Annotated in this window: 24 protein-coding genes; 13 read left to right on the forward strand and 11 right to left on the reverse strand. The window is 69.6% G+C overall.

What is annotated here, in order from left to right:
* The first annotated feature begins 5 nt into the window (after positions 1-5).
* The 7 genes from Q5716_RS00540 to Q5716_RS00570 all read left to right on the forward strand — a co-directional run bounded on the left by Q5716_RS00540 (position 6) and on the right by Q5716_RS00570 (position 6,974).
* Positions 6-1,754 (forward strand): DUF5605 domain-containing protein, encoded by a 1,749-nt coding sequence (locus Q5716_RS00540; RefSeq protein WP_305001139.1) that lies wholly within the window; start codon positions 6-8, stop codon positions 1,752-1,754.
* On the forward strand, positions 1,751-2,509 hold the full coding sequence (locus Q5716_RS00545; protein ID WP_305001140.1) for an SDR family NAD(P)-dependent oxidoreductase: 759 nt from the start codon (positions 1,751-1,753) through the stop codon (positions 2,507-2,509). Before Q5716_RS00540 ends, Q5716_RS00545 begins: the two co-directional genes overlap by 4 nt.
* Complete coding sequence (locus tag Q5716_RS00550; RefSeq protein ID WP_305001141.1) at positions 2,506-4,020, forward strand: D-apionate lactonase family protein; 1,515 nt, start codon at positions 2,506-2,508, stop codon at positions 4,018-4,020. Before Q5716_RS00545 ends, Q5716_RS00550 begins: the two co-directional genes overlap by 4 nt.
* Before the next feature lie 4 nt (positions 4,021-4,024).
* A complete protein-coding gene (locus Q5716_RS00555; RefSeq protein ID WP_305001142.1) occupies positions 4,025-4,636 on the forward strand; it encodes a hypothetical protein in 612 nt (203 codons plus the stop codon).
* A 66-nt stretch (positions 4,637-4,702) separates the two neighbouring features.
* A complete protein-coding gene (locus Q5716_RS00560) occupies positions 4,703-5,353 on the forward strand; it encodes a tetratricopeptide repeat protein (protein WP_305001143.1) in 651 nt (216 codons plus the stop codon).
* A gap of 23 nt (positions 5,354-5,376) precedes the next feature.
* On the forward strand, positions 5,377-5,793 hold the full coding sequence (locus Q5716_RS00565) for a hypothetical protein (RefSeq protein WP_305001144.1): 417 nt from the start codon (positions 5,377-5,379) through the stop codon (positions 5,791-5,793).
* A gap of 173 nt (positions 5,794-5,966) precedes the next feature.
* Entirely contained in the window at positions 5,967-6,974 is a 1,008-nt protein-coding gene (locus tag Q5716_RS00570; RefSeq protein WP_305001145.1) for a LacI family DNA-binding transcriptional regulator, read from the forward strand.
* 81 nt (positions 6,975-7,055) lie between these two features.
* On the opposite strand, the gene Q5716_RS00575 is transcribed toward Q5716_RS00570, so the two are convergent.
* The 7 genes from Q5716_RS00575 to Q5716_RS00605 all read right to left on the reverse strand — a co-directional run bounded on the left by Q5716_RS00575 (position 7,056) and on the right by Q5716_RS00605 (position 16,393).
* Positions 7,056-7,859 carry an NAD-dependent epimerase/dehydratase family protein gene (locus Q5716_RS00575; protein WP_305001146.1) on the reverse strand — a complete coding sequence of 268 codons (804 nt, stop codon included), beginning with the start codon at positions 7,857-7,859 and terminating at the stop codon, positions 7,056-7,058.
* 102 nt (positions 7,860-7,961) lie between these two features.
* Complete coding sequence (locus tag Q5716_RS00580) at positions 7,962-8,981, reverse strand: LacI family DNA-binding transcriptional regulator (protein WP_305001147.1); 1,020 nt, start codon at positions 8,979-8,981, stop codon at positions 7,962-7,964.
* A 71-nt stretch (positions 8,982-9,052) separates the two neighbouring features.
* Positions 9,053-10,087: a rhamnose ABC transporter substrate-binding protein gene (gene rhaS / locus Q5716_RS00585; protein WP_305001148.1), complete on the reverse strand. Its 1,035-nt coding sequence runs from the start codon at positions 10,085-10,087 to the stop codon at positions 9,053-9,055.
* 55 nt (positions 10,088-10,142) lie between these two features.
* Positions 10,143-11,192: an ABC transporter permease gene (locus Q5716_RS00590; protein WP_305001149.1), complete on the reverse strand. Its 1,050-nt coding sequence runs from the start codon at positions 11,190-11,192 to the stop codon at positions 10,143-10,145.
* Positions 11,185-12,174 carry an ABC transporter permease gene (locus Q5716_RS00595; RefSeq protein ID WP_305001150.1) on the reverse strand — a complete coding sequence of 330 codons (990 nt, stop codon included), beginning with the start codon at positions 12,172-12,174 and terminating at the stop codon, positions 11,185-11,187. The genes Q5716_RS00590 and Q5716_RS00595 overlap by 8 nt, the downstream gene beginning before the upstream one ends.
* The gene (locus Q5716_RS00600) at positions 12,174-13,694 is read right to left on the reverse strand and encodes a sugar ABC transporter ATP-binding protein (RefSeq protein ID WP_305001151.1); all 1,521 of its coding nucleotides are present in this window, start codon (positions 13,692-13,694) and stop codon (positions 12,174-12,176) included. Before Q5716_RS00600 ends, Q5716_RS00595 begins: the two co-directional genes overlap by 1 nt.
* 116 nt (positions 13,695-13,810) lie before the next feature.
* Positions 13,811-16,393 carry a glycoside hydrolase family 78 protein gene (locus tag Q5716_RS00605; protein WP_305001152.1) on the reverse strand — a complete coding sequence of 861 codons (2,583 nt, stop codon included), beginning with the start codon at positions 16,391-16,393 and terminating at the stop codon, positions 13,811-13,813.
* A gap of 194 nt (positions 16,394-16,587) precedes the next feature.
* On the opposite strand from Q5716_RS00605, the gene Q5716_RS00610 reads away from it, so the two are divergent.
* From Q5716_RS00610 to Q5716_RS00635, 6 genes are all read left to right on the forward strand, one after another.
* Positions 16,588-17,133 (forward strand): cupin domain-containing protein, encoded by a 546-nt coding sequence (locus Q5716_RS00610; RefSeq protein ID WP_305001153.1) that lies wholly within the window; start codon positions 16,588-16,590, stop codon positions 17,131-17,133.
* Positions 17,134-17,138: 5 nt separating this feature from the next.
* On the forward strand, positions 17,139-17,978 hold the full coding sequence (locus Q5716_RS00615; protein ID WP_305001154.1) for an NAD-dependent epimerase/dehydratase family protein: 840 nt from the start codon (positions 17,139-17,141) through the stop codon (positions 17,976-17,978).
* 99 nt (positions 17,979-18,077) lie between these two features.
* Positions 18,078-18,857 (forward strand): endo alpha-1,4 polygalactosaminidase, encoded by a 780-nt coding sequence (locus Q5716_RS00620; protein WP_305001155.1) that lies wholly within the window; start codon positions 18,078-18,080, stop codon positions 18,855-18,857.
* 54 nt (positions 18,858-18,911) lie between these two features.
* Positions 18,912-19,352 (forward strand): MarR family winged helix-turn-helix transcriptional regulator, encoded by a 441-nt coding sequence (locus Q5716_RS00625; RefSeq protein ID WP_305001156.1) that lies wholly within the window; start codon positions 18,912-18,914, stop codon positions 19,350-19,352.
* Positions 19,349-19,588: a hypothetical protein gene (locus Q5716_RS00630; RefSeq protein ID WP_305001157.1), complete on the forward strand. Its 240-nt coding sequence runs from the start codon at positions 19,349-19,351 to the stop codon at positions 19,586-19,588. The genes Q5716_RS00625 and Q5716_RS00630 overlap by 4 nt, the downstream gene beginning before the upstream one ends.
* Positions 19,589-19,632: 44 nt before the next feature.
* On the forward strand, positions 19,633-20,073 hold the full coding sequence (locus Q5716_RS00635) for a nitroreductase family deazaflavin-dependent oxidoreductase (protein WP_305001158.1): 441 nt from the start codon (positions 19,633-19,635) through the stop codon (positions 20,071-20,073).
* Between the two features lie 123 nt (positions 20,074-20,196).
* Here Q5716_RS00635 and Q5716_RS00640 read toward each other — a convergent pair whose 3' ends face one another.
* The 4 genes from Q5716_RS00640 to Q5716_RS00655 form a co-directional block, all read right to left on the reverse strand.
* Positions 20,197-20,832, reverse strand: a complete 636-nt coding sequence (locus Q5716_RS00640) for an NAD(P)H-hydrate epimerase (RefSeq protein WP_305001159.1) — start codon at positions 20,830-20,832, stop codon at positions 20,197-20,199.
* Positions 20,833-20,953: 121 nt separating this feature from the next.
* The gene (locus tag Q5716_RS00645; RefSeq protein ID WP_305001160.1) at positions 20,954-21,838 is read right to left on the reverse strand and encodes a carbohydrate ABC transporter permease; all 885 of its coding nucleotides are present in this window, start codon (positions 21,836-21,838) and stop codon (positions 20,954-20,956) included.
* 8 nt (positions 21,839-21,846) lie between these two features.
* Entirely contained in the window at positions 21,847-22,728 is an 882-nt protein-coding gene (locus Q5716_RS00650; RefSeq protein WP_305001161.1) for a carbohydrate ABC transporter permease, read from the reverse strand.
* A gap of 119 nt (positions 22,729-22,847) precedes the next feature.
* Positions 22,848-24,146, reverse strand: a complete 1,299-nt coding sequence (locus Q5716_RS00655; RefSeq protein ID WP_305001162.1) for an ABC transporter substrate-binding protein — start codon at positions 24,144-24,146, stop codon at positions 22,848-22,850.
* Positions 24,147-24,265 lie beyond the last annotated feature (119 nt).

A 24,265-nucleotide genomic window follows, 5' to 3' on the forward strand; every position in this document is an offset into this window, starting at 1 on the left:
AAGCCATGTTCGACCGCAGCTCCACCCTCACCGCCGCCCTCGCCTCGAGCGAGGCCCGCGCCGTGCTCGACCGCCACCTGCCGGGCGTCGTCTCGTCGCCGATGCTCGCGCAGCTCGGGTCGCTGCGCCTCGGCCAACTGCTCATGATGAACCCGGCGACGCGCGACGACGAGTCGCTCGCCGACGCCCTATGGGCGGAGCTCGCCGAGGTGACCGACGGGGAAGAGCCGCGCGTCTACGGCGCGGCCATCGCCCCCAACCCCGGGTACGAGGCGTCCGGCGCCCCGAAGGCGACCGTGTCGCTGCCCGGCCCGACCCCGCGGTGGGGCGTCGTCGAGGTGGTGCTGGATGGCCCGAGCCACGGCAACCCCTTCGTCGAGGTCGAGCTCTCGGCCGTGTTCCACCACGGCGACCGGTCGCTCGAGGTCGGCGGGTTCTACGACGGCGACGGCCGCTACCTGCTGCGGCTGCTCGCGGAGGACGAGGGGGAGTGGTCGTTCGAGACGCGCTCGACCGCGGCATCCCTCGACGGACTGTCCGGCACGGTGACGGTGACCGCCCCGGCGGCCGGGTCGCACGGGCCGGTGCGGGTCGACGGCTTCCACTTCGCCCACGCCGACGGAACGCGCCACCGCCCGCTCGGCACGACCGCCTACGCGTGGACGCACCAGGGCGACGCCCTCGAGGAGCGCACCCTCGCCGCGCTCGCCGACTCGCCGTTCACGAAGATCCGCATGTGTGTCTTCCCGAAGTCGTACCTCTACAACCAGAACGAGCCGGAGCGCTTCCCCTTCCCGGGCTCCCTCGCCGACGGCTGGGACGTCGAGCGCTTCGATACCGAGTACTACCGTCACCTCGAGCAGCGCATCCGGCAGCTCGGCGAGCTCGGCATCGAGGCCGACCTCATCCTCTTCCACCCCTACGACCGCTGGGGGTTCGCCGACCTGGGGGCGGCGGTGGACGACCGCTACCTCTCTTATACAGTTCGGCGGCTGTCGGCCTTCGCGAACGTGTGGTGGTCGATGGCCAACGAGTACGACCTCATGTGGGCGAAGTCGGTGGATGACTGGGAGCGGCTCGCCGCGGTCGTCGGCGCGAACGACCCGCACGGGCACCTCAACTCGATCCACAACTGCCTCGCCTTCTACGACTACTCGAAGCCGTGGATCACCCACGCGAGCACGCAGCGCATCGACGTGTACCGCACTGCCGAGAACACGGATGCCTGGCGCGAGCAGTGGGGCAAGCCCGTCGTCATCGACGAGTGCGCGTACGAGGGCGACATCGACCAGGGCTGGGGCAACGTCACGGGCGAGGAGCTCGTGCGCCGGTTCTGGGAGGGCGCCGTTCGCGGCGGCTACGTCGGCCACGGCGAGACGTACCTCAACGACGCCGAGGAGCTCTGGTGGTCGAAGGGCGGCGAGCTGATCGGCTCGAGCCCGGCGCGCATCGCGTTCCTGGAGAGCATCCTCGCCGAGTCGCCGACGGGCACCCTCGACCCGCTGCCGTCGGAGTGGGACGTGCCGTGGGGCGGCGTCGCGGGCGAGTACCTCATTGGCTACTTCGGGTTCTTCCGGCCGCGCTTCCGGAACGTCGTGCTGCCGCCGTCGGGTCGCTTCTTCGTGGACGTGATCGACACGTGGAACATGACCGTCGAGCGGCTCCCGGGGCTCCACGAGGGACTCGTGCGGGTGGACCTGCCCGCGCGGCAGTACATGGCGATCCGCGTGGTCGCGGAAGGGGCATCGTCATGACCGACCGACTCCTCGGCAAGACCGCGCTCGTCACGGGCGCGGCGACCGGAATCGGCCGCGTCGTCGCCGACCGCTTCGCCCGCGAGGGCGCGCGCGTCGTCTACGCGGACCGCGATGCGGCGGGGGCGGCTGCTGCGGCTGCCGCTGCGGGCCAGTCGTCGAGGGCCGTCACGATGGATGTCTCGGCCGAGGCATCCGTCGCCGCCGCGTTCGCCGACCTCGCCGCCGACGGCTGGACGCCCGACGTCGTCGTCGCCAACGCGGGAGTGCAGCTCTTCGGCCAGGACGCGGAGGTCGCCGACCTCGACCTCGACGTGTGGCGCCGCACGATCGACGTCAATCTGACGGGCGCGTTCCTAACGGTGAAGCATGCCGTTCGGGGAATGCTCGCCCTCGGCGGCGGTTCGATCATCCTCACCGGTTCGCCGACCGCGGTGCGCGGGGAGGGCAGCGACTTCACCGCCTACTCGACGTCGAAGGCCGGGATGCACGGCCTCGGCCGAACCGTGGCGGCCGCGTATGCCCGCCGCGGAATACGGGTGAACACCGTCGGCCCGGCGTACACGGAGACCGGTCTCGTCTCGACGATCACGAACGATCCGGAGGCTCGCGCGGCGATCATCGGCCGCATCCCGATGGGCCGAGCCGGGTCGCCCGCCGACCTCGAGGGCATCATGGTGTTCCTCGCGAGCGACGAGTCCGCGTTCGCGACCGGTGCCGTGTTCGCGGTGGACGGGGGGATGACGACACTGTGACCTCGTGGGGGCGGGACGAGCCTGAACCGAGGTCTTGGACCTCGGGCCCGTGGTCGGTCGACGTGCGCGGCGACGAGCTCGCGGATGTCACTTTCGACGGGTCGCTCGTGCTGCGCGCCGTGCGGGCCGTCATCCGAGACCGCGACTGGAACACGGTGCCGACCACGGTCGTGTCGGCTGAGCTCGGCGACCCACTGTCGCTGTCGCTGCGGTTCGACGGCTTCGGCGCCGAGTTCGATGGCACGCTGTCGGTCACTGCGGAGGGGGACATCCTCACCGTCTCCTTCTCGGCGACGGCCCACCGCGACTTCCTCCGTAACCGAATCGGACTCGTCGCGCTGCATCCCCCGACGCTCGCCGGTCACCCTCTCGCGATCACCCACCCCGACGGCACCACCACGCTCGCGGAGTACCCCGACACGATCGCCCCGCACCAGCCCGCGCGCGATATCGCCGCGCTCGCGTGGTCGGCCGGCGGCCTCGACATCGCCGCGCGTTTCACCGGCGACACCTTCGAGATGGAGGACCAGCGCAACTGGACCGACGCCTCCTTCAAGACCTACAGCACCCCGCTCGACGTGCCGTTCCCGGTGCTCGTGCCCGCGGGCACGGAGATCTCGCAGTCTCTTGAGTTGTCGGTGTCGCGAGTCGCCCCCGCCGCGATTCAGGATGACCCGGCGATTGTCTTCACGCGCACCGACGCTCTCGTCCCGGAGGTCTCCGCCGGCAGTGCCGTCGAGCACCTCGTGGTGGGCGCCCCCACGGAGGTCGCCCCGGCCGTCGCGGCCCTGCCGCCCCGCACTCGCCGCGTCGCCGTCTTCGACGCCGCAACCCACATCACCGAGCCCGCACTCTGGGACGCCCTAGTGGCCGCGGCCGCCGGCCGCTTCGAACTCGTCGGCGGGACCCGCGCCCACTTCACCGAACTCAACCGCACCCACGAGCGGCTCCCCGCCGACCTCCCCGCCCTCACTTTCTCGATCACCCCGCAGATGCACGCCCGCGAGAACGCCCAACTGGTCGAGTCGATCGGGATGCAGCGGCTCGTCGTCCGCGACGCCCGGGCAATCGCTGCCGGCCGCCCCCTCCACGTCGGCCCGGTCACGCTTCGCCCGAGGTTCAACGCCGTCGCGACGAGCGGGGTGGTCGAGCCGGCGCCCGCGGACGAGCGGCAGTCGTCGCCCGCCCTCGCCGCGTGGACGATCGCGAGCGCCGCGGCCCTCTTCCAGCCCGGCGTGGCTTCGGTGTCGTGGTTCGAGGAGTCAGGGCCGAAAGGGGTTGCGGGCTTCCCGGTCGAGGAGGCTATCCGCTGGCTCCGCGAGCTGGCCGGGCATCCACTGTTCATCGCCGAGGATCTGCCGCGCGACGTCTGGGCGGTCGCGGCGGAACTCCCGACCGGGCCCGTGGCCCTCGTCGCCAACCTGCGCGACGAGCCCGTGACCGTGCGACTCGGAACGCCGTTCGACCGGGGGGTGAGCATCCCGCCGCTGACCGCGCTGCGCCTAGGGTGAAGGAGTGAAGTTCTGGTTCTGGGGGTTGGGCGCAATCGCAGTACTGCTCACGGTACTTTCGGTCGCGTTGACGACGGCGGGCGTCAGTCTCTCCGTGAACACGGTGCGGGCGCGGAACGTCGATCTCGTCGTCCTGATGGGCGGGATCGGGGTGAGCCTGGTGATCACCTGGATCGTCATGGCGGGGTTCGCACTCCCGCTTGTCGCCTCTCTTCGTCGAGTCCGGCAGCAATACCCCGCCGATTTGGTGACTATGGCTCAGCGCGTCACCAAGGAGTCCCCCTTCCGCCGCGTAGGTCCAATCGCGGACTTCCCCGCGTACTTCATCGTGGCGTGCTCCGACGGCGAGCTCAGGTTCATCGATGCGGGTTCGCGCCAGTTCCTCCGTATTGACGCCGAGCAGGTCGCCCAGGTGGGTGTCGGATCGACGATGGTCGGCTGGCGAACGTGGAGCACGGTTCGACTGGATGCTCGGAGCGGTGGATGTTTGGAGTTCATCCCGTCACGAGAAGGCGATGTGCTCGTGCCCCTGCCCACCGAGGCGAGCGTGCGGGAACTCGCCGATAGGATTCGTCTAGGTCTCGGGACGCCGACTGCGGTAGACGTCCGTTGGTAGAGTCCTGGCACAGGTCGCCACCGGTGGCAGCATGGCTGCACTAGGTGCCATCGCGATGGTGCTCTGATGATGGATGACGACGACAAGGCGACTGCCGCGGACGCAGTCGCCCAGAGCCTTGCCTCGAAAGGGGACATCCCGGCGGCCATTCAGTACCTCACCGATGCTCAGCGAACGCTGAACCACTACGGGCTGTGGCACAACCTGGGACGCCTCCAGGTGTCCGCGGGGGACTACGAGGGAGCCATCGACAGCTTCAGCCGAGCCATCCAGCACGACTACAACCCGAGTCTCGTGAGCCGGGGCCTTGCCTACGAGTATCTGCTGATGAACGCGGAGGCGACGGCGGACTACCTCGAGGCGCTCCGCCGCGATCCGGGTGACTTGGAGGCGCTCATCAACCTCGGCACGCTCTATGTGGAGGAGGGGCAGCTGCCGTCAGCCCGAGAGCTTCTCGAGCGGGCGGCGGCGATCGACCCGACGGCGAACTGGCAGCTCAGCGACGTGTATCTCGAATCGGCCGACTGGAACGGCGCGATCGCGGTGGCCGATCTCGCGATCGCCGCGGGCGAGCCTCGAGCTCACCTCGCGAGAGCGCTGGCCCGAGAAGCACTCGGGGATGACCCGGTGCCCGACTTCCGGGCCGCAGTGGAGGCCGGGGCGCGCACCGCCGAGAGCGAGTTGGAGCGATACCTCGTGAAGCGTGACCGAGCGTGAGGCGGATGACTCATACACCAGCGATGACGGCCCTCGCGGGTGTTGCGCTTGTCGCGTCCTTGGTCGCGTGTGACCCGATCGACGACCCGGATGCAGACGCCGCCCTCCAAGTCGTCGAGGGTGTGCCCGTCTTTGTCGTGTGCCACGATGTCGATGCTGATCTTCTGCTGTCGTCCGCGAGGGATTTCTCTCAAGCGGGGTCGTCATGGGATCCGCTCGTCGAGAACTACGGTCCGCTGAGTGTTCACGCCGGTGCTCCGATCGCAGTCACGAACCCAAGACGTATCGAAGTGCGACCGGGCATGAGCGTCTCGTTCCTCCTGCGCGAGGCCACCGGGGGCGATGTGCTCAGCACCGAGTTCCTGATTCCGGATGACTGGATCGGCAGTGACTCGACGTGGCTCACCCCATCGGGCGAGTTGGTCAAGCGCCCCTGTTAGAAGCGGGCTTCCGGCGGGTGGCGGGTGCCGCGGCACCGGCCACCCGCCGGAATGCGCGCCAGGACCGGCGCGCACCCGCCGAGCGGCTCGCGGCACGGGCATCCCGCCGCCCACGGCCCGCAACCCGCGATAATGGAACGATTCAAGATCCACTAACCGGGGGAGCACACACCATGGCGGTGGTTAGCGTTCGAGACGTCGCCGAGCGCGCGGGCGTCTCGGTGGGCACCGTCTCTAACGTGATGAACCACCCCGACAAGGTGTCGGCCACGACGGTGGCGCGTGTGCAGGCGGCGATCGACGAGCTGGGGTTCATCCGCAACGACGCCGCCCGGCAGCTGCGCGACGGGCGATCCAAGACCATCGGGCTGGTCGTGCTCGACGTGCGCAACCCGTTCTTCACGGATGTCGCGCGCGGCGCCGAGGACCGCGCGGCCGACGCCGGGCTCACGGTAACGCTCGGCAACTCCGACGACTCCACCGAGCGCGAGTCCACCTATCTCGACCTGTTCGAGCAGCAGCGCGTGCACGGCGTGCTCATCTCCCCGTACAGCGACATCACGGAGCGGCTGCGGCGGCTGCGTCAGCGCGGCATCCCGGTCGTCCTCGTCGACCGCACGAGCGACGACCTCTCGTTCAGCTCCGTCTCGGTGGATGACGTCGCCGGCGGCCGCCTCGCCGCCGAGCACCTCCTCGAGCAGGGCCGTCGCCGCATCGCCTTCGTCGGCGGGTCGATGATCCGCCAGGTCGCGGACCGACTCGAGGGGGCCCGCCAGGCTGTCTCCGGGCATCCGGATGCGACGCTCGAGTTCATCGAGACCCCGGCCCTCAGCGTGCTCGCCGGTCGCGACGCGGGCAACTCCGTGCTCGCCCGCCGGGCCGATCAGCGTCCCGACGCGATCTTCGCCGCCAACGACCTCGTCGCGATGGGGGTGCTGCAGGCGCTCATGATGCAGGGGCAGGGCGGGCTGCGGGTTCCGCAGGACATCGCCCTCATCGGCTACGACGACATCGACTTCGCCTCCGCGGCGGTGGTGCCGCTGTCGTCGATCCGCCAGCCGTCGGCGCTCATCGGGCAGACCGCGGTGGAGCTGCTGCTCGCCGAGGCTGCGGACCCCGAGGTGGCGCCGTCGCAAGTGGTGTTCCAGCCGGAGCTCATCGTGCGGGCATCCACGCAGTAGGCCGCCGGCGCCGAGTGTTCCGAAAGTGCCGCTTGGGCGGCGCCTGAAGCGGCACTTTCGGAACACTCGCGGCGAAAGTCGCTACCCCCACCGCTCGCCGAGGGGATGCCCGTCCCCCACGAACCCGCCGGCGAGCAGGTCGTCCCGCGACGGCAGGTCGGGCGTGCGACCATCCCGGTCGAGGAACCACTGCACCGCGTCATCCTGAGGCTCGAAGCCGATCGCGCGGCCCGCCTCCAGCGGGAACCACCCTTGCGCGTTCGCGGACACCGCCCAGACCAGGTGGTGGCCGGGTTCCTCGAGCGCTACGACCGCCTCCACGAGCCGCACCATGTCGGCGGGGGACAGCCACGTCGCGATGGTGCGACCGGGCACGGCGTCGACGGCGGGATGCTCCAAGAAGGTGCAGATGCGGGCGGACACGATCGACATCCCGAACCGGTCCGCGAAGACGCTGCCGAGCGCCTCCATGGCCGCCTTGCTCACGCCGTAGAGGGTGTCGGGCCGCGGCTCGAACGGGTGGTCGTGGAGGTCCGCCGCAGACCAGTAGCCGGCGGCGTGGATGGAGCTCGCGAGCAGCACGCGGCCCACTCCCGCGTCGTGCGCCGCCGACAGGACGGCGTGCGTGCCGTCGATGTTGGTCGACAGGATGCTCTCCCACTCGTCCTCGACCGGGATCCCGGCGAGGTGCACGACGGTGTCCGCTCCCGCGAGTGCGGCGGCGAGGGCATCCCGATCGGTGACGGTCGCCTCGACCCAGTCGCCCGTGGCATCAGCCGGCACCTCGTGGTCGAGGAGCACGAGCCGGCGCCCCTCCCGCTCGAGCAGGGGCGCGATGGTCCGCCCGATGCGACCCGCCGCCCCCGTGATCACGATCGACTGCATCCGTCGAGCCTATGCCGGGGCAGCACCGCGAGTGTTCCGAAAGTGCCGCTAAACAGGGCTCCGAAGCGGCACTTTCGGAACACTCGCGAAACCGGGACGCCCCTAGCGCTTCGGGCGCGTCGACTCCCGTACGACGAGCTCCGGCTGGAACATCGTCTGCCGCGGGATCAGCTCCGAGTCGTCCGCCTCCTCGAGCAGCACGCGCAGCGCGGTCTGCCCGAGGGTGCGGCTCGGCTGCCCGACCGAGGAGAGCGGCACGGCGGCCGCCCCAGCGAAGGCGATGTCGTCGAATCCGATGATGGCGATCTGGTCGGGAACGAGCAGAGTGCCGCCCACGACGAGCGACTGCAGAAGCCCGAGGGCGACGAGGTCGTTGGCGGCGAAGAGCGCGTCGGGGCGCAGCGCGGCGGGGCGATCGAGGATGCGCAGCCCCGCCTTGGCCCCCTCCGCGACGGTGAGCGCCTCCGTCGTGATGACCTCGATGTCTACATCCAGGTCGCTGTTCTCGACTGCCCACCGCGCGCCGTCCAACCGGTCGCGCACCTGCCGGATGTCGAAGGGCCCGCCCACGAAGGCGATGCGACGCCGCCCGGTGTCGATGAGGTGCTGGGCGGCCATCCGCCCTCCTGCGACGCTGTCGACGGCGACCGAGCTGAACAGCCCGTCGACACTCACCCGGTCGACGAGGACGGCGGGGATGTCCCGCGCCCGCAGTTGCTGAAGGCGCCGGGTGATGTCGCCGTACGGCGCGATGAGCACGCCGCGCACCCGCTGCTCCTCGAAGAGGTCGAGGTACATCCCCTCGCGGCGGGGATCCTCGTCGGTGTTGCCGACGAGAACGGCGATGCCGTTCTTGGATGCCTCGTCCTCGGCGCCGCGCACGACCTCGTTGAAGAACGGGTTCTGGCCGTCGAGCACGACGAACCCGACGGTGGAGGAGACTCCCGCACGCAGCCGCCGGGCGGCGTCGTTGCGCACGTAGCCGAGCTCGTCGATCGCGGCCTGAACGCGCACGATGGTCTCGGCAGCGACCTCGTCGGGCTTGTTGAGCACGTTGGAGACGGTGCCCACCGAGACGCCGGCGTGCCGTGCGACGTCGCGGATGCTCGTGGTGGCCATCATCTCTCCGGGTTCAGGGGTGGTCGTGGCCCGGCCGGTGCGAAACCGACCGGGCCACGGAGGGGAAGAACGACTTAGAAGTCGAAGTCCCCGATGTTGTCGGCGTCGAACACGTACGGGTCGCCGAGGAGCACGACTCCGTCGGCCCCGACCGTGTACGAACCCAGCTTGCCAGCGTCGAAGGTGTCACCCTCAGCGCCGGTGATCTCGCCCTCGATGAGCGCCTTCGCGGCGTAGGCCGCGAGGTAGCCGAGGTCGGCCGGGTTCCACAGCGCGAACGCGGTGACGGTGCCGTCCTCGACGTACTCGCGCATCTGGTTCGGAGTGCCGAGACCGGTCAGCGCGACCTTGCCCTTGAACTCCGAGGTGGAGAGGTAGCGAGCCGCGGCCGAGATGCCGACCGTCGTGGGCGAGATGATGCCCTTGAGGTTCGGGTACGTCTGCAGCAGCGCCGCGGTCTTGTCGAACGACGTCTGGTCGTCGTCGTCGCCGTAGACGACCTCGACGAGCGTGATGTCGGGGTAGTTCGCGGCGAGCTCCTCCTTCATGAGCTCGATCCAGGCGTTCTGGTTGGTCGCGTTCGCTGTCGCCGACAGGATCGCGATCTCGCCCGCGCCGCCGATCTGCTCGGCGATGAGGTCGACCTCGATCTTGGCGATGCCCTCGGCCGTGGCCTGGTTGATGAAGACGTCGCGGCAGTCGGGGTTGGTGTCGGAGTCGAAGGTCACGACCTTGACGCCGGCGTCACGCGCCTCGTTGAGCGCGTCGCAGATCGCCTCCGGGTCGTTCGCGGAGACCGCGATCGCGCCGACGCCCTGCTGGGTGAGCGTGTTGATGAAGCTGACCTGCGAGTCGGGCGTCGCCTCGGTGGGCCCGACCTCGGCGTAGGTGCCGCCGAACTCGGAGATCGCCTCCTCGCCACCGCCGTTGGACGTGTCGAAGTACGCGTTGCCGAGGTTTTTCGGCAGGAAGGTGATCGACAGGTTGCCGCCGTCGCCGCCATCGCCACCGTCACCGGAGTCTCCGGCGGCGCAACCGGTCGCGACGAGCGCCACCGAGAGGGCGGCCGCGACGATCGCGCCGGCGCGGGCCTTTCGTGCAAACTTCATTGTTTTCTCCCTATCTTGGTGCCGATGTGTGATTGCATCGACGGTTGGGGGGTCCTCAGTCCTGACCTGGTGCCGGGGGCCCCTTCTTCACTCCGGGCCCGACCCGCCGGCGGCGGGCCCAGGCCAGGATGCTCGTGGACACCACGGAGGCGACCAGCAGGGCCCCCGTGATGATGTTGATGACGTCGCTCGTGACGTTCGCGAGTCGCAGGGCGCTCGACAGGATGCCGATGAGCAGCACTCCCGCGATGACGCCGTGGATGGCGCCGCGCCCGCCGAAGATCGACACTCCGCCGAGCAGCACGGCCGCGATGACGCTGAGCTCGAGGCCCGTCGCGTTGTCGCCGCGCGCGCTGCCGAAGCGCAGCGTGTAGTAGATGCCCGCGAGGGCGGAGACCGCTCCGGAGAGCACGAAGAGGATGAACTTGGTGCGCTCGACGTTGACGCCGGAGAAACGCGCCGCCTCGCTCGACAGCCCGATCGCGAAGATGCCGCGGCCGAACGCTGTGAAGTGCAGCACGATCGCGAACGCGATCGCGAGCACGACGAACAGGATCATGACGCTCGGGATGGGCGTGCCGGGAATCTTCGACTTGGCGAGGTCGGTCCAGAACTCAGTGAAGTCGGTGACGGCTGTCGTGCCGAGGAGGCCCACGGCGAGCCCGCGGAACAGGGCGAGCGTGCCGATCGTCACGGCGAGCGACGGCAGCCCGACGACGGTGATGAAGAAGCCGTTCACCGCTCCGGCGATCGCGCCGACGACGATCGCGACGAGCCCGGCCGCCTCGATCGGCAGCCCCGCCTGGTGCAGGGTGCCGAGCACGACGCTCGACAGCCCCACGATGCTCGCGACCGACAGGTCGATCTCGCCCGTGATGATGATGAGGGTCATCGGGAGGGCGATCATGAGGATCGCCGCGACATCCAGCAGCAGGTAGGTGATCGTGATCGGTGCCGCGAAGTTGCGCACCGACAGGGCGGCGACGAGGTAGACGATCACGAGCAGGCCGACGATCGCCATCTCCCGCGTGAGCAGGATGCGGCGCCACAGCGGCTGGCCGAAGTCCTTGTAGGTGCGCGGTGCGCGCTGGGCGGTGTCAGTCATTGTCCCTCGCCTCCGCAAGTCGTCGGCTGGCCCTCACCGCGAGAACGCGGTCGAGCACGATCGCCCCGAGGATGAGCACGCCCACGACGGCGCGCTGCCAGAAGTCCTGAACGCCGAGCACGGGCAGGGCGCGGTTGATGGTGAGCAGCAGGTAGGCGCCGATCGCGGCACCCCACACCGTGCCGCTGCCGCCGAAGATCGCGACGCCTCCGATGACGGCGGCGCCCACGGCATCCAGCTCCCAGCCGGATCCGGCCTGCGAGTTCACGGTGCCGTACCGGGCGGCGTAGAGCACTCCCGCGAGGCCGGCGAGGGCTCCGCAGAGCACGAACGCGGCGAGCACCCGCTGGGTGACCTTGAGGCCGTAGAGGTTCGCGGCGGCGGGGTCGGACCCGATGGCGTAGAGCTCGCGACCGGCGCGCTGCGTGCGCATGAACCATCCCGCGACCACCAGCACGACGAGGGCGATCACCGTGAGCCACGGCAGCCCGGCGAGCGAGCTCGTGCCGAGGGCGAGGAACTCCTTCGGCATGTCCGACGGGTTGATGCGGTCGCTGCCGGTCCACAGCACGTTGATGCCGCGGTAGGCGTAGAGCGTGCCGAGGGTGATGACGAGCGCGGGCACCTTCGCGAACGCGACGAGCGCGCCGTTGATGAGCCCCAGCAGTCCGCCGAAGACGATCCCGATGAGGAACACGGTTGGCCACGGCAACCACGGCAGGTCGATGAAGATGCGGCCGGTCAGGTAGGCCGAGAGGCCGAGCACCGAACCGACCGACAGGTCGACGTTGCGCGTGATGATCACGATCGCCTGGCCGACCGCGACGAGCATGAGGATCGACGGCGTGAGCAGCAGGTCGCGGAAGCCGTCCGGCGAGAACAGGAAGTTCGGGTTGCGCACCGTCGTGACGATCACGACGAGCACGAGAGCGAGCAGGATGCCCGTCTCGCGCGCTTTCAGCAGAGAGGTGATCCGAGCCATCACGCGGCCTCCCCGCTCGAGTGCGTCGCCGCGAACATGACGGATTCGGCCGTCGCCTCGGCGCGCGGGATGTCCGCGGTGATGCGTCCCTCGTGCACGACGAGCACGCGGTCGGCCATTCCCAGCACCTCGGGCAGCTCCGACGAGATCATGATGATCGCGAGCCCCTGGCCGGCGAGCTCCGAGAGCAGCCGGTGCACCTCCGCCTTCGTGCCGACGTCGATGCCGCGGGTGGGCTCGTCGACGATGAGCACGCGCGGGTCGGTGGCGAGCCACTTCGCGAGAACCACCTTCTGCTGGTTGCCGCCCGAGAGGGTGCCGACCTCGGTGTCGAGCGCATTGGTCTTGACCTCGAGCCGGCTCGCCCAGATGCGGGCGCTCGCGTTCTCCATGCCCGTCGTGAGCAGTCCGAAGCGCGAGAGCGCCCGGCGGATCGCCATCGTCGCGTTGCGGGCGACGGATGCCTCGAGCACGAGCCCCTGCTGGCGGCGGTCCTCCGGCACGAGCGCGATGCCCGCGGCCATCGCGGCCGTCGGCTTGCGCTTGCGCAGCAGCTGCCCGCCGACGCGGACCGTTCCGCTCGAGTACGGGTCGATGCCGAACACCGCGCGGGCGATCTCGCTGCGCCCGGCGCCGACGAGTCCGGCGAGGGCGACGATCTCGCCCGAGCGCACGGTGAACGACACGTCGTGGAACACTCCCGGCTGGTTCAGCCCCTCCACGACGAGCACGTCGTCGCCGATCGTCGCCGGCGTCTTGGGGAAGAGGGTCGTGACATCCCGGCCCACCATCTGGCGCACGATCGCGTCGACGGTGGTGTCCTCGATCGCGCTCGTGGCGATGTAGGCGCCGTCGCGCATGACGGTGACGGTGTCGCACAGCGAGAACACCTCGTCGAACCGGTGCGAGATGAACAGGATGGCCCGTCCCTCATCGCGCAGGCTGCGGGCGACGGCGAACAGGCGGTCGACCTCGACCCCGGAGAGCGCGGCGGTCGGCTCATCCATGATGAGCACCTTCGCGTCGAGGGAGATGGCCTTGGCGATCTCGATGATCTGCTGGTCGGCGATCGAGAGGCCGAGCGTCGGGCGGTCGGGGTCGATGCGCACGCCGAGCCGCTCGAAGAGGGCGAGGGCCTCGTCGTGCATCGCGCGGCGATCGATCATGCCGAGCGCGCCGGTGGGCTGGCGGCCCATGAAGATGTTCTCGGTGACCGACAGGTCGGGGAAGAGCGTGGGCTCCTGGTAGATGACCGCGATGCCGGCGGCCTTCGCTGCGGCGGTCGACGTGAAGTCGACGGGATGCCCCTCGAGGAGGAACTCGCCCGCATCGCGCTGGTAGAGCCCCGCGATGATCTTGACGAGCGTGGACTTGCCGGCGCCGTTCTCGCCGACGAGGGCGTGGATCGATCCGGACTCGAGGCGGAGGGTGCCGTTCGTGAGCGCGATCACCGCGCCGAACGCTTTGGCGATGCGCGAGAGCTCCAGTGCCGGGGGCGGAGCCGTGCCTATCGACGTCATTGTCTGTCTCTCTGGGTTCCCCGGTCGCGTGTGCTGAACACCGGGTGAATCGTTTCAGGTGGTGTTCAGACGATAGGCGCGATCCATCGATCCGTCAAGTCGCAGAGGGAGAACGCTTAGAGCAGTGCGCTGAACGAGTGGATCCCGCTCCCCACCGCCACGGGCTCCGCGCCCGGCAGCTCGACCACGGCGTCCGCCCCGGTCGGCACGACGACGTCGACGCTCAGCACTCCGTCGGCGATGCGCCAGTCGATGGATGCCCGCCCGTACGGCGTCTCGTGCGCGGCCGAGGCCGACGTCAGCCCGCCGCCCGGCTGCGGAGCGAACCGGATGCTGCGGTAGCCGGGGGCCGCGGGGGCGATCCCCGCCACGACGCGGTGCAGCCAGTCGGCGACGGACCCGAGCGCGTAGTGGTTGAACGACGTCATCGTGCCCGGATTGACCGTGTCATCCGGCAGCAGCGAGTCCCAGCGCTCCCACACGGTGGTCGCGCCCTTCTTCACGGCGTACAGCCACGACGGGCACTCCTCCTCGAGGAGCAGGTCGTAGGCGGAGTCGTTCGCGTCGACGAGCGTGAGGGCGTCCGAGAGCACGTTCACTCCGGCGAAGCCGACCGAGATGCGGTTCCGACCCTCCGCGACGAGAGCCGCGAGCCGGGCGCCGGCTGCCGCCCGCAGCTCCGGGTCGACGATGAGGTCGAAGCGCAGCGCGAGGGCGTAGGCGGTCTGCGCGTCGCTCGACATGCGGCCGTCGGGCAGTACGTACTCGGCGACGAAGGCGTCGCGCACGAGATCGGCGAGTCGCGAGTAGTGGGCGGCGTCGTCGGCGAGCCCGAGCACCTCGGCGGCCTTCGCGAGGTGCCGTGCCGACCACGCGAAGTAGGCGGTGGCGACGAGGTACTTGTCGGTCTTGGCGTCCGCCGGGTCCTGCGGGGGAGCATCCGGGTCGAGCCAGTCGCCGAGCTGGAAGCCCTCGTTCCACAGGTGGTCGTCGCCCGCGAGGCGATCCTGCAGGTCGACCCACTTCTTGGCGCTCTCGTACTGCGCGGCGAGGATGCCGGCGTCGCCGGAGCGCTCGTAGAGCACCCACGGCGTGAGCACCGCGACATCCCCCCACACCGCGCCGGGGCGGATCGGCGTCCACATCTGGTGAGCCGGGATGACGGGCACGTACCAGGGGATGGTTCCGTCGGGGAGCTGCTCGACGGCGACGTCGCGCAGCCAGCTGCCGAGCATCCCGGACACGTCGTAGAGGAAGGCGGCGGTCGGCGCGAACACCTGGATGTCGCCCGTCCAGCCCACGCGCTCGTCGCGCTGCGGGCAGTCGGTCGGCACGTCGACGAAGTTGCTGCGCATTCCCCACAGCACGTTGTCGTGCAGCCGGTTGACGAGGGGGTTGGATGACTCGAACCACCCCGTGCGCTCCATGTCTGAGTGGTAGACCCGCCCCACCGCATCGCCCGCCGCGACGGCGGCGTCGAGGTCGCCCGGCCACCCGGTGACCTCCGCGTAGCGGAAGCCGTGGATCGTGAAGCGGGGCTCCCACTCCTCGGTGCCTTCGCCACGCAGCGTGTAGACGTCGGTCGACTTCGCCTCGCGCAGCGGGCGGGTGTAGAGCTCGCCGTGCTGCAGGACCTCGGCGGTGCGGATGGTCACGGTGTCGCCCGCGGCACCCGACACCCGGATGCGGATGCGACCCGCGAAGTTCTGGCCGAAGTCGAGGATGCGCTTGCCGCTCGGCGTGGTGAGCACGGCCACGGGCGCGAGCTCCTCGGTGCACCGCACCGGCGGACCCTGCGGAGCGACGAGGGTCGCCGGGTCGCGCTCGCCGGTCGCGACGGGGCTCCACCCGGAGTCGTCGAAGGATGCCGCGGACCATCCCGGCAGCTCGTCGCGAGCGTCGTAGACCTCGCCGTCGTAGAGTCCGCTGCGGACGATCGGGCCGACGTGGGCGCGCCACGAGTCGTCCGTCGCGATGGTCTCGACCGAGCCGTCGGCATAGGTCACCTCGAGCTGCGCGAGCAGGGCGAGGTCGCTGCCGAACAGGTTGTAGAAGCCGCCGCGCCAGCCGAGGCGGCCGCGGTACCAGCCGTCGCCGAGCCACGAGCCGATCGCGTTCTCGCCCGGCTGCAGCAGCCCGGTGACGTCGTAGGTGTAGTACCGCAGGCGCTGGCCGTAGACCGTCCAGCCGGGGGCGAGCGCGTCGTCGCCGACGCGCGACCCGTTGAGCTCGACCTCGTAGAGGCCGTGGGCACTCGCGTAGAGGCGGGCCTTCGCGACGGGCTTGCCGAGCGTGAAACCCCGGCGCACGAGGGGCGGGCGCCGGGCATCCAGGTCGTCGCCCTCGTCCCAGGGGGCGCCGACCGGCACCGCCACCCAGTCGGTCGGGTGCAGCAGCCCGGCTTCGACGACGGATGCCTCGCTCCAGTCGCTCTCGTCTCCGGACTCGCCGACCACGCGCACCCGCACCGATGCGGACTCCCGTGACTCGAGGGGCGCGCCGACCCACGGCACGAGGACGGACTCGCCCGACTCGATGCGCTCGGTGTGGACTCGCTGGCTTCGCGTGACCTCGACCTCGTAGGCGGCCTGCCGCCACCCCGCGGGGGCCACCGTCTTCCACGACAGGCGCGGGGCGGCCTCGCCGATGCCGAGCGCCTCGCGGTGGTGCTCGAAGCGGGGGGAGCTCGGAGTGGCCATCGTTGGTCACAGTCCTTTCAGCGGTGGCGGGCAGCGGATGCTCCGCCCGTAATGACACGTTTCAAAATGCGATAGTACATGCCGCTCGGCCAATTGCACCCGCCCCATTGACACGTTTCAAAGCGTGGGGCAGGATGGGCCCACCGAACACAACAGGCCACCGGCACACCAGCGACCGTGGTGTCGACGTTGTCGTGCCGGGAGACGACGCCGTCCGCGGCATCCGTCTCGCACCGGACAGGCCCGGCGGGGCACCCGCGCTCGGTGGCGGCGGGCTCCGGCTCGCTGCGCGCGACCGCCCCGCCGGCCTGTCTCGCCACCGCTCTGCGCCCACCGCGCCGCCCCGATTGGATGCCCCGCCCATGCCCGTCCTCGAACCCGGCACCTGGCTCAACCCCGACACCCGCCCCGACTGGTGCGAGATCGGCTCCATCGGACGCTTCGCCGTACCCCTGGAGGGCGGCCGCTTCGAGCGCCACCACCACGACGACCACGAGGTGTGGTTCATCGCCGAGGGCAAGGCGAAGATCTTCGTCGACGGCGGGGAGCGCTACGTGCAGGCCGGGGACATCGTGCTGACCCGGGCGGGAGACATCCACGACATCGTCGAGGTCTACGAGACCGTGCGAGGGTTCTTCCTCGAGTCGGGCCACCCCGCGGGCGGCCGCATCGGCCACCTCGACGGCGTCGCCCACGACGTGCCCGGGCTGCCCCTGCCCGCCGACTTCCCGGAAAGATAGTCCCCATGCGCATCGCCGTCACCGGCTCGAACGGCCTTCTCGGCCGGGCCACCGTCGACCTCCTCCGCGCCGACGGCCACGAGGTCGTCGGCTTCGACGTCTCCCGCCCCGCCGGCCCCGGCTTTGTGAAGGTCGACCTCGCCGACTACGGCCAGACGCTGGATGCCCTCCTCGGCGTCACCGCGCGCCACTCGGGTCTCGACGCTCTCGTGCACCTCGCCGCCATTCCCGTCAACGGACTCGTGCCCGACGCCACCACCTTCCACAACAACATGACGGTGTCGTTCAACGTGATGTTCGGGGCGCTGCGGGCGGGCATCCGCACGATCGTCTACGCGTCGTCGATCACGGCGATGGGCTTCCCGTTCGAGGAGGCCCCGCCCGCGCTGCCCGTCGACGAGAGCTACACCGCCGCGAACAACACCTACGGCCTCGGCAAGGTGCTCGAGGAGGCGATGGCCGCGCAGCTCGTGCGCTGGCACCACGACACCTCCATCACCGCGCTGCGCTACACGAACGTGGTGCCGGCTGACGGCTACGAGTCCTTCGCCCGCGCGGGCGACCCCACCTACCGCCGGGACCTGATCGGCTCCTACGTGGATGCCCGCGACGGGGCCAGCGCCGTCGCGGTGTCACTGCGGCACCGGGCACCCGGGTTCGAGGTGTACAACGTCGCCGCCCCGGACTCGGGGTTGAGCATCCCGACCGCGGAGCTCGCGAAGCAGTGGTTCCCGGGCGTGCCGCTCACCCCGGGCGGCGAGTTCGAGTCCCTCATGTCGACGGCGAAGCTCCAGTCGCTCGGCTGGCGCGCCGAGCACCTCTGGCGCGACGAATACCGCGGCTGACGCCGTCGAGTTGCCACTAGTGGCGGTTCGAGCGCTCGAATAGCCGCCACAAGAGGCAACTCGCGCCGCCGATCGCCTGCCCCGCGTACCCTCGACACCGTGAGACCGCTAATCGGCGTACTCTCGGCGGCGCTGCTGCTGACGGGATGCACGGCGCCCGCATCCGACGCCACGTTTCCCGCTGGCGGCCGCCCGGACTACCAGCTCGGCGGCTCTTACGACCCACCCGCGGGCGTGGCGATCGTCGCCCGTGACAGCCTCGAGAAGCCCGCGCCGGGCGTCTACAGCATCTGCTACGTCAACGGCTTCCAGACCCAGCCGGGGGAGGAGTGGCCGGATGCCCTCCTCCTGCACACCCCGCAGGGCGACCCGTTCCTCGACCCGAACTGGCCCGACGAAACCCTCATCGACATCTCGACGGCGGAGAAGCGACACCAGGCAGCAGACCGCATCGGCGCCGCGGTGGAGCGGTGCGCGACATCCGGTTTCGACGCCGTCGAATTCGACAACCTCGACTCGTTCACGCGCTCCGACGGGTTGCTCACCGAGGACGACGCGATCGCCTTCGCACAGCTGCTCGTCAAGGAAGCGCAGGACCACGGCCTCGTCGCCGGCCAGAAGAACACCCCGCAGCTCGGAGACCGCGGCCCCGAGATCGGCTTCACCTTCGCCGTCGCCGAGGAGTGCGCCCGCTACCGCGAGTGCGCCGCCTACACCGAGGTGTACGGCGACCGCGTGATCGACATCGAGTACGCCGACGACCTCGACCGCAGCTTCGCCGAGATCTGCGCCGACCCTGAGACTCCGGCATCCACGATCCTGCGCGACCGCGACCTCGTGCCCGCCGGAGAACCCGACTACGTCTACGAGCACTGCTGACGCCGCAATTCCATCGGGATTGACGATGGATTCCCCGCGCCCCAGAGTGGGCTCATGACCGGTTCCGCGAGCGAGTTCGAGCAGCTCTTCCGTGACACCTATCGCGTCTTTCACCGGCGCGACGGGCGACGCAGCGGGCTGACGGGCGCATCCTGGGCCGTGCTCACGCACCTGTCGCTCACCGGCCCGGTCACGGTCGGCGAGGCGGCCCAGCACCTCGACCGGGCGCAGTCCGTCGTGAGCGACATCGTCACCCAGCTCGAGGGCAAGGGGCTCGTCGAGCGCCGCGCCGACAGCGCCGATCGCCGGCGCACGCACGTCTGGATCACCCCCGAAGGAGTGGATGCCCTGCGCGCCGACGAGCGGGTGCTCGGCCTCGACCTCCTCACCGATGCCTTCGAGCGGATGCCCGCCGCCGAGGCCACCTCGCTCCTCGCATCCCTCCGGCGTCTCGTCGATGCCGCCCCCGCCACCCACGAAAGGACCCCCTCATGACCGCCCACTGCGAGAGCTGCGGAATGCCCATCGAGTCGGGCCGCTACTGCGCCCGCTGCACCGACGAGTCCGGCGCCCTGCAGGACTTCGACACCCGCTTCGCGCGGATGACCTCCTGGCAGGAGCGCAGCACGCCCGGAGCATCCCGCGAGGAGATCGAGCGCGCGACGCTCGCCTACATGGCGACGATGCCTGCGTGGCGCGACCACCCCCGCGTCGTGGAGGCGACTCGCTGACCTCGGACGGAATGCTCGCCGCCCCCGTGCGGTTGACTAGTGTCATGCCACTTCAGGGAGAGTACGCACCGAGCACCGCCGATTGGGCCCGCGAGCAGGCCGAGAAGTACGAGGCCACCAACGGGCAGGAGAAGGGCGACCTGCGCGGCATGCCCGTCATCGTTCTGACGACCGTCGGCGCGAAGACCGGGATGCTCCGCAAGACCGCCCTCATGCGCGTCGAGCACGACGGACTGTACGCCGTCGTCGCCTCGCTCGGCGGCGCCCCCAAGAACCCGGTCTGGTACTACAACATCGTCAAGAACCCGCACGTCGAGCTGCAGGACGGCGCGGTCAAGAAGGACTACATCGCTCGTGAGATCACGGGCGACGAGAAGGCCGTCTGGTGGGAGCGAGCCGTGGCGGCGTACCCGCCCTACGCCGACTACCAGGAGAAGACGGATCGCGAGATCCCGGTCTTCGTGCTGGAGCCCTTCGAGGCGTAGCGGCGGCTAGGCCCGCGCATCCCACTTCCTGGCTCGCGCGGGAGTTCGTGCCGCGCGCGGGTGCAGCAACTCCCGCAGACGGCAGCAACTCCCGCGCGAACGCTCGGGACGTCGGGTCACGGCTCAGACCGGGTCGGGCAGTTCCACGAGCGGGGTGACCCCGGTGAAGTCCAGACCGAGGTCGACGAGTTTCACCTTGCCCGCGACGCGGCGCGCCGGCTCGAGCAGAAGCCCCGCCTTATAGGCGCCGAACGTCACCGTCAGCCGCGCGGGCAGCACCGGCCCGGGCAGCGCGCCCGAGTCGGGGTCGATGCCGCTCGGGATGTCCACCGCCACCACGGGGGTGAGCGTCCCGGCCGCGGCGATCACCAGGTCGAGGGCGCCTCCGCGCAACGGCCCCGAGGCGCCGATGCCCACGAGTCCGTCGACGACGACGTCCGAGGCATCCACGAGCTCGGCCGCGCGCGATGCGGGTTCGACGACCGCGCCCATCTCGAGGGCGGCGCCGAGGGCGTCATGGTGCATCGTCTCGCCGGACGCGATGATCGAGACATCCAGCCCCGACTCCGCCAGCTGCGCCCCCGCGTACAGGGCGTCGCCGCCGTTGTCGCCGGTGCCGACCAGCAGAAGGACGCGCTGGATGCCCGGCCGCCGCAGCTCGCCCGCGAGAGCGGTCGCCGCCATCTGCATGAGGGGGATGCCCCGCGCGCGCAGCGGCGCCTCCGCGTCCCGGACCTGCTGCGCCGAATAGCCCTTCACGATCAGAGACTATCGGTCGCGAGCATCCGGGCACCTGAGTCGCGAGTGTTCCGATTGTGCCGCTTCGAGACGCCCGCAAGCGGCACTTTCGGAACACTCGGCAACGCAGCGAGGAGCAGCGTCAGCCCTTCACCGCTCCCGCCGCAAGCCCCTTCATGATGCGCTGGTTGAGGAACAGGTACAGCACGAGGATGCCGCCGACGGTGATGCAGATCGCCGCGAACAGCGGGCCGTAGTCGATCGCGCCGTACTCGCCGGAGAAGTTCAGCAGCCCTACCTGAATCGTGTTGAGCTTGCGCTGCCCGGCAAAGATGAGGGCGATGAGCAGGTCGTTCCAGATGAGGAAGAACTGCACGATCGCGACCGTCAGCACCGCGTTGCGCACCATCGGGAAGCCGACCGAGCGGAACGAGCGCAGGATGCTCGCGCCGTCGAGAGTGGATGCCTCGAACACCTCCCGCGGGATCGCCCGGAAGTACGTCGCCATCATGAAGATCGTCAGCGGCAGTCCGCCGGCGGTGTAGATGATGATGAGCGGCCACAGCGAGCCGACGAGCCCGATCGAGAAGAACGTCGTGAAGAGCGGCAGGATGATCATCTGCCCGGGGATCATGATGCCGGCGAGCACGTAGAGGAGCACTCCGCCGCGGCCCTTCCAGATCATCACCTCGAGCGCGAAGCCCGCGGCGGTGCCGAGGATGACGATGAGCACGAGCGACGGGATCGTCACGATGATCGAGTTGGTGATCGTCGTGCCGAGGTTGCCGACCTCCCACGCGCGGGCGTAGTTGTCCCACATCCACACCTCGGGCAGGGCGTACGACGGGTTGTCGAGGAAGTCGGACTTGCCCTTGAGCGAGTTGATGACCATCCAGAACAGCGGGTAGGCCGTGATGAGGATGAGGAAGACGATGACGAGGAAGGCCGGGATGCGCTTGGCCAGCTTCACGACCGGGTTGTCGGATGCCCGGCGCCGGCTGCTCAGGGGTGCGGTGAGTTCGGTCATGTCGTGCCTCACAGGGTGTTGTCGCGACGCGACGAGCGGAACAGGAGCAGGGTGATGAGCAGGCACATGATCGTCAGCAGGAGTGCGATCGTGGAGCCGTAGCCGTAGTCGCTGTACTGGAACGCGGTGCGGTACATGTACAGCGTGAGCGGCGTCGTCGAGTTTCCGGGGCCGCCGCCCGTCAGGGCGAACACCGAGTCGAAGACCTTGACGGTGCCGTTGATGGAGAAGATCGCCGACGCGAAGAGGATCGGCAGCGACATCGGCAGGATGATGTGGCGGAAGAGCGACCAGAAGCGGGCGCCGTCCATCCTGGCCGACTCGATGATGTCCTCGGGGATGTCGAGGAGGCCGGAGAAGATCAGCACTCCGTAGAAGCCCATGGAGCGCCAGACATCCATGATGATGATGACGATGAAGGCGGTGTCGCCGGCGCCGAGCCAGTCGACGCCGGAGAGGCCGACGTTGACGAGGAGCTCGTTGACGAGCCCGTCGTTCGGGGCCGACTGGAAGAGCTTCTGGTACAGCAGCGAGATCGCGACCGTCGGCAGCACGACGGGGAAGAACACGAGAGTGCGCACGATCGACGACGACTTCTTGAGCACGAACATGTAGAGCAGGGCGAGGCCGTAGCCGAGCACGACCTGGCCGATGGAGGTCAGCAGCGCGTACTTGACGGTGAACCAGAACGCGTCGTGAACGTAGCTGTCGGTGAACAGCCGCTGGAAGTTCTGGATGCCCGCGAAGTCGAAGCCCTGGAGCGGGTTGCCCTTGAAGAAGGTCAGCACGAACGACCAGACGACCGGCACCATCGTGATGAGCGTGTAGACGAGAAGAGCGGGCCCCAGCAGGATCGCGATCGCTCTCTTGTCAGCGAGGACTGAGTTCATGGGGCCTTCCGGTGGTGCGGGCGCCGATCGGGACGACGCGTGGTGTCGAGTATCGCTTAAGGCCGTGTGGCCGCGGGGGCAGCTGCCCCACGCGGCCACACGGGGTGATCACTGTGGGATCAGGGGTTGTCGAGCGCGTCCTGGACGAGGCCCATGAACTCCTCCGCGGAGATCTGGCCGGTCACGAGGAGCGCCGCGTTGGTGGACGAGATGTTGCTCGCCTTGGCGTTGAACAGCGCCTCGAACCAGAGCACCGAGTCGGTGCTCGTCGCGATGGTGTCGGCGATGGTCGCGGTGACCTCGTTCTGCTCCACCTCGACGTCGGAGATGAAGCCGGTGATCTGGCCCTGCTCCGCCGCCTCGTTGCCGTAGTTCTCCGCGATGCACTTGAGCCACTCGCCGACCTCGGGCGTGTAGGTCTTGGAGCCGAAGGTGGCCGGGAGGCCGACGTTCGCCGGGTACTGGCCGATGTCGCCAGCGCCGCCCTCGACCGCCGGGTACGGGAAGAAGCCGACGTTCTCGGCACCGATCTGGTTGCCGTCGCCGTTGATGTTGCCGAGCAGCCACGAGCCCATGTAGATCATCGCGGCCTTGCCCGTGAGGAACTCGTTGGTCGCGGCGTCGTAGTCGAGCGACGTGACGTTCTGGCCGAAGTAGCCCGCGGCACCGAGGTCGGCGATCGCCTGGGCGGCGGCGACGTACTCGGGGTCGGTGAGCTTGGCCTCGCCGTCGGCGACCTTCTTGAGGGCATCCGGCCCGAGGTCGCGGAACAGGTAGCCGGAGATGAGGCGCGTGAGCGGCCAGCCCTGCTCACCGGAGGCGGAGAGCGGCGTGTAGCCGGCGGCCTGGATCTCGGCGGAAAGCGCGGTCAGCTCGTCGAACGTCGTCGGAACCTCCCAGCCGTTCTCCTCGAAGAGGGCCTTGTTGTAGAAGACGCCCTCGATGTTGTACTGGAACGGCAGGAAGTTGAACGCGCCGCCGTAGAGCTTCTCGATCGTGGAGATCGCACCGGGCGCGATCTTGTCCTTGACGCCGAGGTCGGTGAGCGCTTCGTCGAGGTCGAGGATGACGCCCTGGTCCCAGAGCTTGGCGCCTTCGGCCGGGTTGCCACCGGCGGAGAACATGACGGGGAGGCCGTTCTGGCTGGCGAGCAGCTGCACCTGGGCGTCGAGGTCCGCCTGCGGCACCGAGCTGATCTCGAGCGGGAGCGTCTCCTCCTGGGCGGCGCACTGGTCGTCCGCGAGGGCCTGCAGGATGGGCTCGGTGGTGGTGTTCTCGGCGTTCTTCAGGAACGTGAGCGCCTCGGGAGCGCTCGAGCCGCCGCCGGCGCAGCCGGCGAGGGCGAGGGTGGCGACGCTGAGGGCGCCGACCGTGAGTAGCAGCCCTCGCGCAGCGCGGGGACGGTGTGCTGTGGTCACAATTCCTCCTTGAAATGCGACGCCCCTTTTGAGACGTTTCAATCGGGGATGCTAACTGCCGTGCGTCACCACTGTCAAGCGAATTCGGCTGCGGCCCGAGCATCCCGCTGAAACGTGTC

The sequence above is a fragment of the Antiquaquibacter soli genome (assembly GCF_030580675.1).
GTDB lineage: Bacteria > Actinomycetota > Actinomycetes > Actinomycetales > Microbacteriaceae > Rhodoglobus > Rhodoglobus soli.